The following is a 12,443-nucleotide window of genomic DNA, read 5'->3' on the forward strand; positions in this document are numbered from 1 at the left end:
AATGAAGATGAATTTGCCGGTGCTCACAGTGAGCATCGCATTAATACTGTCTGGGTGTGCCAGCACCGGAGACACCACTGATAAAGCATTAAGTGAACGGGTGACTGAGGAAATGGGGAACACGGTATCCTGGTTGCCTCAGTCAGACTCTGCTGTGAGAACAGCCAGTCTTGATCAGTTGTTGCCGGTAGAAGCCGTGCAGGCGCTGGTGGACGAGGCGATAGCGCATAATCCCGGTTTGCAGCAAACACTCATTACACTGAAGCAATCGAAAATACGGGAGACGTCTGCCAATGCGTCCCGCCTGCCACAGGCATCGGCCAGCTTGTCCGGTAATAACAGTGAAAATAGTGACACCTCCTACAGTGCTTCGGTGAATGTCAGCTGGGAAATTGATATCTGGAACCGCATCGGTGACAGTGTGGATGCCGCGGCTTTTACTACCCGCAGTAATGCGGCGGCGTTGCAGTCGGCAAGGGCCACGCTGGCGGCCAGTGTGATGCAGGGATACCTGGATATCATCAGCCAGCAGAAAATTCTGGATATTGAAAAGAAGAAGCTGGCCGCGCTTGAGAACAGCGAGAGCATCATTTTAAACCGTTACCGCACCGGTCTGGGCACACTGGCAGATTTAGATACAGCCCGTACCAGCAGTGCAACGTCACGGGCCAATATTGCTGAATACGAAAATAATCTGGCCAGTTCAAAACGTGCACTGGCAGTTTTGCTGGGGCGCAGCGATATGTCACTGGCTGATGTTGCCATCAGCGAGTCGTTCCCTGATGTGGTGTTGCCGCTGGCTGCATTGCCGGAACAGGACCTGGCACGGCGCCCTGATCTGATGGCGGCGTATTATCAGATTAAAGCTAACGAATCTTCTGAAAAAGTGGCGTACAAGCAATTACTGCCGTCACTGAATATTACCGCAGCCCTGAGTGATTCAGGTACAACACCCGCGCTGTCGTTGTTCAAAGACCCCGTGTGGAGCTTGCTGAGCAGTATTACGGCACCGCTGTTTCAGGGCGGTGAGCTGCGGGCAAATATCGCGCTGGCAGAGCTGGATACACTGAACAGCTGGTGGAACTATCAGGACACACTGCTTACCGCGGTACAGGAAGTGCAGGCAACACTGGATCTGGAAAACAGCTATCAGCGCCGGCAACAGCACATCAGTCAGGCTTACAGCAATTCACGGCGTAGTCAGGACAACTACACCAGTCAGTATCGTCAGGGGCTGAGTGATATTCTCGATTTATTGTCGGTTACCCAGACTACCTATTCCCTTGAAGCACAACTGGTTCAGCTTCAGCGCAATCAACTTTCAAACCGTATCGATTTAGGGCTGGCACTCGGCCTTGGAGTATCGTCATGAGTCAGCAACGTAAAACCCTTTTCATCACTCTGGGCGCAGTCTGCGTGGTCATTCTCGCTGTTATGTTAATTAGTGGAAATGGTGCACCACCGGGACCGCCTGGCGCGCCGTCTTCTGCTAATGCGACAAAGCCTGAGACTGCCGGCACAGAAAATGGTAACGAGAAGACACAACAGGCTGCACCGGCAGGCAGGATGCCGGGCGCAGGGCAACAGCAAACCACGACCATTCCTGAAGTGGGTGTGGTTAGTGTGGCTGCAAAGTCTCATAAGGCCAATGTAGAAGGCTATGGTCAGGTAAATCCCCGTTTTAATCTGACGTTATCTGCGCAGGTGTCCGGACAGGTACAGTCGCTGAGTAAACGGTTTGAAACCGGCGCACAGTTTAATAAAGGGGACGTACTGGCCACCATCGACAATACCGATTATGAACAGGCCGTAGCGGCAGCACAGGCTACGCTGGAAGACGCAAAGGTGGCGCTGGAAGAAGAACGCTTACAGGGTCAGCAGGCATTGTCTGAATGGCAACGTTCCGGACTGGAAGGTGAGCCGTCATCTTCTCTTGTTCTGCGCGGACCGCAACTGGCTGCGGCAGAAGCCACAGTTGCCCAGGCAGAAAAAGCGCTGGCGCAGGCGCAGCGTGACCTGGCCTTTACTCAAATTACTTCACCGTTTAACAGTGTGGTGGTAACCCGTAGCATCCAGCCCGGCAGCTTTGTGCAATCCGGCGCTGAAGTAGCCGCATTGTATGCCACGAATGTAGCAGAAATTGCGATACCGCTGTCAGCGACACAATGGAACAATCTGCCGTCACCGGCGACACTGAAACAAACGCCCTGGCCGGTCACACTGACCGACATGGACGGTTTAACCCGCTGGGAAGGTGTGGTTGAACGGGTAGAGCAGCATCTGGACACCACATCCCGACAGCGAAGCGCGATCGTGGTGGTCAACGACCCGCTTGCTCAGGCATCTCCGCTGTATTTTGGTACGTATGTGGTGGCAGAAATTGCCGGCCGTGAATGGCAGGATGTGTGGCAAATTCCGTCTTCTGCGATTTCGCAGAAACAGGAAGTATGGTACGTCACGCAAAATAATACGCTGGATAAATTTACTCCGCAGGTATTGTTTATGGAAAACGGTCACGCCTACATTACACCGGTTGCCGGCATGGAGAGTGCGAAAGTGGTTGTGCGGCCGCTGAACAGTTACCTCGTCAATATGAAAGTGAATCCGGTAGCGGAGGTCGGCAATGGCGGCGAATAACAGCAGTATCATCGGCTGGTTTGCCCGCAACCCGGTGGCGGCAAATCTGTTAATGCTGGGAATGATCATTGTTGGTCTTGCGTCTTTGGGTGATATCCGTAAAGAAGCTTTCCCCAGCATGGATCCCCGCTTTATCAATGTCTCCATGACCTACGACAGCGGTGACGCGGTACAGGCCGAAGAGGGCATTGCGATTAACATCGAAAATGCGCTGGAAGGTGTGCCCGGTATTAAGCGCATTACCTCTACGTCTACAGCCAGTGGCAGTAATGTACAGATTGAAAAGGAAAGTGATTACGATCTTGATACGCTGCTTACGGATGTAAAAACCAAGGTAGACAGTATCTTCAATTTCCCGTCTGATGCAGAAAAGCCGGTGATATCCAAAGGCCGGCGGCAGGATCACGTGATTTGGGTGCAGCTTTACGGCGATACTGACCACGCCACATTGCAACAACTGGGCGATCAACTGGAGCGGGATTTACTCGCCAAAGACGGAATTCGTGAGGTCAGTACGCCTAATTTTATTGACCCCATGATGTCCATCGAAATCGACGAGGCTAAGTTACAGGCATACGGACTAACCATGTCTGATATCGCTGATGCCATTAATCAGGAGTCGGCTACTGCCCTTACAACCAGTTTGCGAAACAAAGAGAAGGTGATCCGCCTTAAGGCCTCTGAGCAGGCTTATTATGCAGAGGACTTTGCCAACATTCCGCTACTGGCAGACGACAGCGGCACATTCCTGACAATCGGAGATGTGGCTGTCGTGACCGACATGTTTGCCGATGATGCTTACACGCTTGCCCGTTACAATGGTGTGAACGGCTATGGTATTCAAATCGTGATGGATGAAAACGGCGATGTGGTGAACATGGTGGCACAGGCGAAAAGCGTGGTAGAAGAGTGGCATGAGCGGGGTCTTTTACCGGAAGGCGTAGAGCTGGAAACCTGGTATGACCGCAGCACCATGATTACCGATCGTCTCGCCCTGCTGACTAAAAATGCGCTGTCCGGCATTGTGCTTGTGTTTATCACGCTGGCAGTGTTTCTCAATCTTCGCGTGGCGTTCTGGGTGGCCGCCGGTCTGCCGTTTATTTTCTTTGGTACCCTGTTTTTCATGACGGACAGCTTCGTTGATATGACCATCAACGAAATGACTACCTTCGGGTTTATTATGGCGCTGGGTATCGTGGTGGACGATGCCGTGGTGGTGGGGGAAAGTGTCTACGCCACCAGGCAGAAATACGGAGATACGCTGCAAAACACCATCAAAGGCACCATGCGGGTTGCCGTTCCCACATTGTTCGGGGTACTGACGACTGTTGCGACGTTCTTTGCATTGTCTAACGTGGAAGGCGGGCTGGGTAAGCTTTATTCCCAGTTCGGCATGATTGTTACCATCTGTCTGCTGCTGTCGGTGGTGGAATCAAAACTCATTTTGCCTTCTCACCTGGCCCATTTACCGACACACAGAAAACCCCGTAAGGGCATTGCAGATCTGTGGGGCAAAGTGCAGCGGGGTGCTGATCGCGGCTTAAACTTCTTCAATGAACGGATGTATCAGCCGGCACTGCGCAAAGCCATTCAATATCGCTATGCCGCCGTCATGCTGTTTGTCGCTCTGTTTATTCTGGTGATTGGTATGCCAATGAACGGTGTGGTGCGGGTAGGCTTTTTCCCCAGTATGCCGGGAGACACGGTGGAAGCGTCTATGACGTTGCAAAGTGATGCCAGCTTCGGTCAGAACGAGAAAAACCTGACACGGCTCGAAAACACACTCAATGAAGCGGATGATTTTCTGATGAATAATCTGGGCCTTGAAGGTTCAGGCATCGCCAATTTGCAGGTGACGGCGTCCGGCGATCAGAGTGGCAGCATCATTGTTTCACTGGCAGAGGGTCAACCCTACTCGCTGGATGAACTGGCCTCGAAATGGCGTGAGCTTGCCGGTGAACCGGAAGGGGTGAAGCAGTTAAAAATTCAGTCCCGCAGGGAAATGGTAAACGCCTTCCAGGTGGAGCTGAAGAGTATCAGCGACAGCACGCTGACGGCAGCAGAAGCTGCGTTCCGTGAAGCGCTGGCAAACATCGACGGTGTGCACAGTGTAGAAAGCTCACTGACACCGGGTGAAGCCATGTTGCGATTCGAATTGACGCCGCAGGGCCGCGCACTGGGCATGGACACAAAGAGCTTGTCACAGCAGTTGCTGCGGGCATTTGGTGGTGAAATCGTGCAGCGTTATCTGCGCGATAAAAACGAAGTAAAAGTGCGGGTACGTTACCCTGAAGCTGACCGGGCAAACCCTGCTGATATTCTGAACGCCAGAGTGCGTTTGAACGACGGCACTGTGGTGCCGCTGGACGTGGTTGCCCGTATTATCCCTGACAGCCAGCAGAAGCAAATCACCCGGATTGACGGTTTGCGGGCGCTTACTGTCTCTGCATCCGTTGTCAGTGATGAAATTACCTCAACAGAGCTGGTGGAAAAACTGAACAGTGAGCTGGTGCCGGTGCTTACCCGCCAGTACCCGGATTTGTCAGTGCATTTTGCTGGTGAAGCAGAGCAGCAGGAAGAAACACAAAGCTCTATGGAAACGGTGTTTATCCTTGCACTGGTGGCCATTTACGCTTTGCTTGCCATTCCGCTTAAATCTTATGTACAGCCGGTGATCATTATGATGGCAATCCCCTTTGGTGTGGTAGGCGCTATCCTCGGTCACTGGAGTAACGGTTTGATGATGAGTCTGTTGTCTCTGAACGGTATTCTTGCCCTCAGCGGCGTGGTGGTGAACGATTCGTTGCTGCTGGTTTCCCGTTATAACGAGTTACGCCGCTTTGGTGCCGATGTGCAGGACGCCATTATCGAGTCGTGCAGCAGTCGCCTGCGGGCAGTATTGCTGACATCCGTGACGACGTTTGCCGGGCTGTATCCTATTCTGGGGGAAACCTCCAAACAGGCACAGTTTCTGATCCCTGCTGCAGCATCGCTGGGCTATGGTATTCTGTTTGCTACTGTCATCACCCTGTTGTTAATTCCTGCACTGGTGTTAATTAATGAAGATGTGCGAAGCCTGATGGTGCGTGGCCGTGAGCATTTAAGAAAACGTTTCGGAGACCGTGATGACCACATTACTGCTGGTTGAAGACGATTTAGATTTAGCCGGGAACATTGTTGATTATCTGGCACTGGAAGATTTCGACTGCGATCATGCCAGTAACGGTGTGGCGGCACTGAATTTTCTGTCTGAAAACGAATATGCCGTAGTGATCCTCGATATTAATCTGCCGAGACTGGATGGCCTGTCTGTGTGTGAACGGTTACGTGAAAAGGGCGACGATACGCCGGTTATCATGCTCACCGCACGGGATCAGTTAGATGATAAGCTGGCAGGGTTTGCGAAAGGTGCTGATGATTATCTGGTAAAACCCTTCGCCATGGCCGAGCTGGTGGCACGTTTGCAGGCGCTGTCGCTACGACGAAGCGGGCAGGTAAAGCAATTGCGATGTGGTGAACTGTGTGTGGATGTGAACGGAAAAATGGCCACGCTGGCAGGTGAGCCGGTGAAAATGAGTCCTACGGCGTTTATCGTACTCGAACAGCTGGTGCGGGCGTATCCTTCGCCGGTCTCCCGCGAAATGCTTTCTCAGGCCGTGTGGGGAGAAAACCGGCCGGACTCCAATAGCCTGAAAGTACATATTCATCATTTAAGAAAGGCATTGGGGAAAGAAAGCGGTTTGGATGTGCAGTCTGCCACCGGTGTAGGTTTCAAATTAGTTTCCGGAGCGCAATAGTATGGTTCGTGGCTTCAGTCTGAGCTTGAGACGCTATATTCTCATTGCCCTGCTGGTAATGGGAACCGTCGTCATCTCCGGTTTTAGTGTGCTCGCAATGATGAACTTTTTTGCCGGCATGGACGGCGTCATGCGTGGCAACATGATAGCGGCCGCGAGAGAGATCCGGGTTGAGCCGGGCAAACCGAAAGAAGTATTAAGTTTTATTGTCGCTGCCGACTGGAAGGATTTTCCGGACAGCGTAAAAACAAAATTTAATCCGGACAAACTCCGGCCATTTCATTTACATAAAGCCGTTGAGCGATCGTTTATCTTCTTCAGGCCGTCCAGTGCCGTATTTGTGGTAAAAATTTCCGATCGTCATGGCAGGTATCCCGACCGGTACGTGGCCCAGGTGTTTGACTCTCTTAAACTCGATGACGAACCTGAATTCATGATATCCCATGAAGGCTGGTCCATGCTCCTTGGGCTGGGCGTGCTGGTGTTATTCGCCGGGGTGCTGATGATCCTGCTGCGCAGCGTATCGAGACCTGTGGAAAGGCTGCGGTTATGGGCTCAGGGGCTCAATGAACAAACACTGGAACAACCCGTGCCGGAATTCAAATATCAGGAGCTTAATGAGTTGGCAGGTATTGTCCATTCCAGCCTGCAACATGTGCGGGAAGGACTGGTGAGAGAGCGGGAGTTTGTTTCCCACGCCAGCCATGAACTTCGTACCCCTATTGCGGTTATTCGTTCCAGTGTGGAGCTGTTGCATAAACTGGAAGAGAAAGGTCCGTCAAAAGGCGCAAACGCCATCCGTCGCATTGACCATGCTTCCCACACTATGACCGATCTTACTGAAACCCTGCTTTGGCTTAGCCGTCAGGATCATGATGAACTGGCCGTATCTGACATTCAGCCGGGAGGTATGTTGTCTGCGCTGGTACAGGATTTACAGTATTTGCTGACCGGAAAACAGGTGAACGTGGAACTCGCCACGGATGAGGCTGTTTGCTCTATTTCGCCGACAGCCCTTCGCATTGTATGCGGTAACCTTATCCGGAACGCATTTCAGCATACCCAAAGTGGTACAGTTACCATCAGCCAGTCTGGTCATACTCTGACTATCGTCAATCGTGAAGACGATGCGGAGCAGTGCGATGATCCTGCAGGAAACGACGAATTAGGTTACGGTCTCGGCCTGGAACTGGTAAAAAGGGTCACAGCCAAGCTTGGCTGGACCTATCAGCATCGCTTTACTGCTGATGGCTGTGAAGTGAGTATTGTACTTAACAGTTAAACCAATTGACCGGCAGTCATATCAGGGGACAAAATTTGTCCCCGTTCGATTGTCTTCATCGTCTGTAAATAAATAATCGCCAGGTGCTTGCGGACTGTCAGCCATCCATTAACAGGTTCTTTTATGAAATTTCCGGTTATTTTCCTTTTACTCATTAGTCTCGGCGGGTGCGGAACAGACAAGTCTCCCTCTGAACAAAACAAGACTGCCGGGAACACGCCTGCACCGGTTCAAATTGCCTTTCTTGCAGACATTCACTTGCATGATTTCTTCGCTGCAGCTAAAGATTTGGATGCATCTGAACTGCCACTGATAGCAGATACCCCGATCTCAGGTAACAGCACGCAGGGAGCACAAACGCCGGTGTTGATGCGCAGTATGCAGGCACAGCTCAACAGTACCCGGCTGTTTAATGAAAACTACTTTGTTTTTCGCGCAGCACTGGATGAGATTGCTGCCAAAGGCATTAAGCTGGTGGCGTTACCCGGAGATTTTTCAGATGACGGACAGCCCGCCAACGTTAGGGCGCTGGCTAGCATTCTGGCTGAATACACCGGAAAATACGGTATGCGCTTTTTTGCAATTACCGGCAACCACGACCCCGTGCGACCCTTTTCCCGTGCCGGAGGAAAGAAAGACTTCCTGCATCGCAGCGGTAAAGAGGTGGCGGTGATGAGTCCTGACCACCCTGATTGCCTGAATAAATCTGCATGGCAATGCAGCAATGCACTGCAGGAATGGGGCTATGCTGACATCATGGAAACCCTGAAATCACAGGGCTTCAGCCCGTCATCGCAGGATGTGTTATATGAAACCCCGTTTGGTACAGCCGATGTCAGTAAGCGTGGATGGCGCTGGTGCGACACCGGCAGTGAGGAAAGCAATACGGGCGAGAAGAGCAACCCGACTGAAGAGAACGGGGAATCTTGTATTTTCATGCCGGATGCCAGTTATCTTGTTGAGCCGGTAGAGGGTCTTTGGCTACTGGCTATCGACGCTAATGTGTATACACCAAAAGGAAAGGTTTCGTCGCTGGAATTTAATGGTTCAGGAAATGCGGGTTACAACGCGCTGGTGGACTACAAACCGGAACTTATTGACTGGATAGCGGGCGTAGTAAAGCGGGCAGAAGAGCAAAACAAGCGCCTGATTGCGTTCAGCCATTTTCCTATGGCGGACTTCTACGACAATACACAAAAGCAACTGGCTGAGCTGTTCGGAGACACCGGCATGCAACTAAAACGTATGCCGTCAGCTTCGACAACGAAAACTTTGTCTGATCTCGGATTGCGGTTGCACATGGCCGGACATATGCACCTGTACGACATTGCGCAGCCCGAAGACACCGGCGGGCTGGTGAATGTGCAGGTGCCGTCGCTGGCTGCCTATCAGCCAGGCTACAGCGTGGTTACCCTGAACAATGATGGCAGCGCTCAGGTAGATACTATCATTCAGCAACAAGTCGACCGTTTCGATACCTTGTTCCCTGTGTATGCTAAAGAGTGGCAATACCGCAAGCAGGCGGGACTGATAAACTGGGATAACACCATTCTGGATGCGCCGGACTACCTGCGTTTTACCGACGCGCATTTGAAAGAAGTGGTGCGACAGCGCTATGTGGGTCGTGAATGGCCTAAGCCGCTGGCTACGTTTATTCAAAACCAAACGGTTGGTGATGCACTGGAAACGCTGGTATGCGGCAATGTGAGTCGCATTACTGATGAAGGACTGCTTACAATGCCCGCCATCACACTGGCTAATGATTATTACCGTATCAGGAACGCCGGTCAGTTTGCTGACCTTGGTGGACGGGAAGTCGTGTACGAGCGTCTCAGTGATGCCACGTTACATTGTGTGTTGCCAGAAGTCGCCCCTGTGCAATCGCAACAGGTGAGGCGCTTTGTCGAACTGCTTAGCGACGTGGCGGTATCTCGTGATGTCACGTCAATAACGGTCAAGGGAGTTTAACAGGGCGCTTATGCGCCCTGATGTCAGCCTGCTATCGTATTGATCGCTTCTGCCAGCTTCTGCATGTGAGCAACCGGCGTGAAAATTTGCGGTGTCACGCGGATATTGCTGCCAGCGGACAGGCCTTTTCTGACCACAGTGAAAATGCCAAACTCTTTTTCCAGTTGTAGCTGAAGGGCGGCGTTTTCTTCATAGCTGGTTTTCCCTGCAAGTCTGAATCCTCCCATCCCGGATGCGTTCGCCGGAGATGTGGCCCCGAGAATTTCAATCGCTGCGTTGTCACGCAGGGGATGCGTCCAGCTTTCCCACAGAAATCGTAATCTGGCTTCTTTATTCTTGCCGCCTATTTTGCTATGAAAATTGAGGGCATCGGGCACGGTCATGAAACTGGCAAAATTGGAGGTGGCCAGATGGATGCGGTTCGATACATCACTGTCGCCGGCATCCTCGCCCGGGAACGGGCGCACCGCAGAGAGTGTTCCCTGACGCATATAAAGTGCTCCGACACCTACCGGCGAGCCAATCCACTTGTGAAGATTAAAAATGGCCCAGTCTACGCCAAGATCGTCAATGGTGAAGTCAATCAGCCCCCAGGATTGCGCACAGTCACAGATCACATAGATGCCCCGTTCCTTTGCCATTTCTGCAATTTTTCTTACTGGCATCACCAGGCCATGTTGATTACTGACATGAGTGAGCAACATCAGTTTTATGTCCGGATGTTGCTCGAACGCCTGTTGGTACGCCTCAAGATAGTCCTGTTCATCGCCATAGGCAGGAAGGTTTATTTTGGTACCTTTTACCTTACGGTCGGCGCTAAGCCAGGCCATCATGTCCTGATAAGCAGGATAATCGGTATCAGCCCACAAGATCTCATCGCCAGATGAGAAATCATCAAACTGAGTAATCAGGTCAACAAATGATTCGGTGGCATTGCGGGTAAGCATGACTTCTTCTTTTTTCACTTTGAGGGCATCAGCTACTGCTTCCCGTGCAGCATGTAAATCCTGACTGAAGTGCTTACGGGCGTACCACGACATCTCGCGGTTTACCCGCCGGGTGTGGTCAAAAAATGCCTGTTGAACCGGATTGGCCATCTTGCCCCAGTAACCCTGCTCGAGATTTATAATCTCTTTCTGAATATCGTACTGTTCTCTGATCTTTTGCCAGAATGCTTCGTCCTTCGTAACAGTTTCAACTGAACCGACCGGACTTTCAAATTGCTGAGCAGATAAAGATAAAGCAGTAAATGATGCGGCAAATGCCGCTGAATATTTCAAAAACTGTCTTCTGGATGACATGTGTTCCCCGAACCTTATTATTTTTGATGATGTTATATTGTTGCAATTTCTACGCTATAACCCTGAAATGTAAAAGTCCCGGTTTTGAGACGGATGTGCGGAAAATTTAGCCGAAGATGCAGTTGTCAGGAGATATGGACAGTGAAGCAGTGGGGGAGAGGAGGAGCTTGTCAGCCCCGTAAAGGCACCTGCACGATAAGCAGGTGCATCCTTTTGCTGGCCGGCTATCTGACTATTTATTCCGGACAGGTGCTCAAAGCAAAGCTTGTTTTCTTTCTGCTGGCAACTAACACCATGAGTAGCCCCAGTAATGCGGTGCCTGCGCCAGCTAAGGCTACTGCTGGTAATCCAAGACCTGCACTTATAACGCCGCCACCTAAAGCTGCGCCAACCGCATTACCAAGATTGAACGCTCCAATGTTCATTGCCGATGCCAGATTCGGCGCTTCGCTGGCTTCCTGAACCACCAATGATTGCAGCGGTGGAACCACAGCGAAGCTGGCGATGCCCCAAAGGAAAATCAGTGGCCCAACGATAACGGAAGAAGACATGGTAACGGTAAAGATCACCAGCAGCAGAATAACTGCAATTAACGATACGATTAACGTGCCGTACAAAGTGCGATCGGCATAGCGTCCGCCAAGCACATTACCCACCGCAAGCCCCACACCGTAAAGCACCAGCATAGCTGTTACAAAGGTGGTTGAAGCATAGGTTTCTTGCTGCAGAATTGGCACAATGTAAGTAAATACCGTGAACATAGAGCTGGCACCCACCACTGTTAACAGGAGCGCTGCCAACACAGACCCTTTGCTTAACACGGCTAATTCATTGCGAATGTTCGCTTTCTCCTGATTCACTAACGGAGGCAAGCTAATTCGCAAGGCTATCATTGCCACTAAGCCGATACCCGCAATGCCCAGAAACGCATTTCGCCAGCCCAGCGTTGTGCCCACAAAGCTTGCCAGCGGCACACCGCCAACGGTCGCGATAGTAAGCCCTGAAAACATTGCCGCAACCGCCCCTGCGCGTTGATTCGGCGGCACTAACTGGGTTGCTACCACAGCACCAACACCAAAGAATACGCCATGATTGAACGAGGTAATAATGCGGCTAATCATCAATGCGCTGTAACTGTCGGCCAGCGCGCTCATTAAATTACCCTGGGTAAAAATGCCCATGGACAAAACCAGCAGGCGACGGCGCGGCATATTGGCAAACAGTAAAGTCATGACTGGCGCACCCACCAATACCCCAAAGGCATAAGCACTGATCAATATACCTGCCGTTGGAATAGAGATGCCTAAGTCATCTGCTATCACGGGCAACATTCCCATAGGAGAGAATTCTGTTACACCAATTCCAAAAGCACCAATGGCCAGCGCCATCAGTGGAAAGTTAATCTTCATGTTGAACTCAAGTTTATTTATGATACCAGGGAATATAACGACATAAAGA

8 protein-coding genes are annotated in these 12,443 nt (G+C 51.4%); 6 read left to right on the plus strand and 2 right to left on the minus strand.

The window, feature by feature from the left end; all coding sequences use genetic code 11:
- The first annotated feature begins 1 nt into the window (after position 1).
- From AC4PME_RS06230 to AC4PME_RS06255, 6 genes are all read left to right on the plus strand, one after another.
- Positions 2-1,372, plus strand: coding sequence for a TolC family protein (locus tag AC4PME_RS06230; RefSeq protein WP_491045802.1), 1,371 nt, complete (start codon positions 2-4; stop codon positions 1,370-1,372).
- On the plus strand, positions 1,369-2,637 hold the full coding sequence (locus AC4PME_RS06235; protein ID WP_491045803.1) for an efflux RND transporter periplasmic adaptor subunit: 1,269 nt from the start codon (positions 1,369-1,371) through the stop codon (positions 2,635-2,637). The genes AC4PME_RS06230 and AC4PME_RS06235 overlap by 4 nt, the downstream gene beginning before the upstream one ends.
- A complete protein-coding gene (locus tag AC4PME_RS06240; protein ID WP_491045804.1) occupies positions 2,624-5,785 on the plus strand; it encodes an efflux RND transporter permease subunit in 3,162 nt (1,053 codons plus the stop codon). The genes AC4PME_RS06235 and AC4PME_RS06240 overlap by 14 nt, the downstream gene beginning before the upstream one ends.
- Positions 5,763-6,434 carry a response regulator transcription factor gene (locus AC4PME_RS06245; RefSeq protein WP_491045805.1) on the plus strand — a complete coding sequence of 224 codons (672 nt, stop codon included), beginning with the start codon at positions 5,763-5,765 and terminating at the stop codon, positions 6,432-6,434. The genes AC4PME_RS06240 and AC4PME_RS06245 overlap by 23 nt, the downstream gene beginning before the upstream one ends.
- Before the next feature lies 1 nt (position 6,435).
- Complete coding sequence (locus AC4PME_RS06250) at positions 6,436-7,716, plus strand: sensor histidine kinase (RefSeq protein ID WP_491045806.1); 1,281 nt, start codon at positions 6,436-6,438, stop codon at positions 7,714-7,716.
- A gap of 123 nt (positions 7,717-7,839) precedes the next feature.
- The gene (locus AC4PME_RS06255) at positions 7,840-9,684 is read left to right on the plus strand and encodes a metallophosphoesterase family protein (protein WP_491045807.1); all 1,845 of its coding nucleotides are present in this window, start codon (positions 7,840-7,842) and stop codon (positions 9,682-9,684) included.
- A gap of 23 nt (positions 9,685-9,707) precedes the next feature.
- Here AC4PME_RS06255 and AC4PME_RS06260 read toward each other — a convergent pair whose 3' ends face one another.
- Both AC4PME_RS06260 and AC4PME_RS06265 read right to left on the minus strand, forming a co-directional pair.
- On the minus strand, positions 9,708-10,964 hold the full coding sequence (locus AC4PME_RS06260) for an aminotransferase class V-fold PLP-dependent enzyme (RefSeq protein ID WP_491529518.1): 1,257 nt from the start codon (positions 10,962-10,964) through the stop codon (positions 9,708-9,710).
- A 257-nt stretch (positions 10,965-11,221) separates the two neighbouring features.
- On the minus strand, positions 11,222-12,394 hold the full coding sequence (locus tag AC4PME_RS06265) for an MFS transporter (protein ID WP_491045809.1): 1,173 nt from the start codon (positions 12,392-12,394) through the stop codon (positions 11,222-11,224).
- Positions 12,395-12,443 lie beyond the last annotated feature (49 nt).

Source organism: Alteromonas sp., assembly GCF_984505615.1.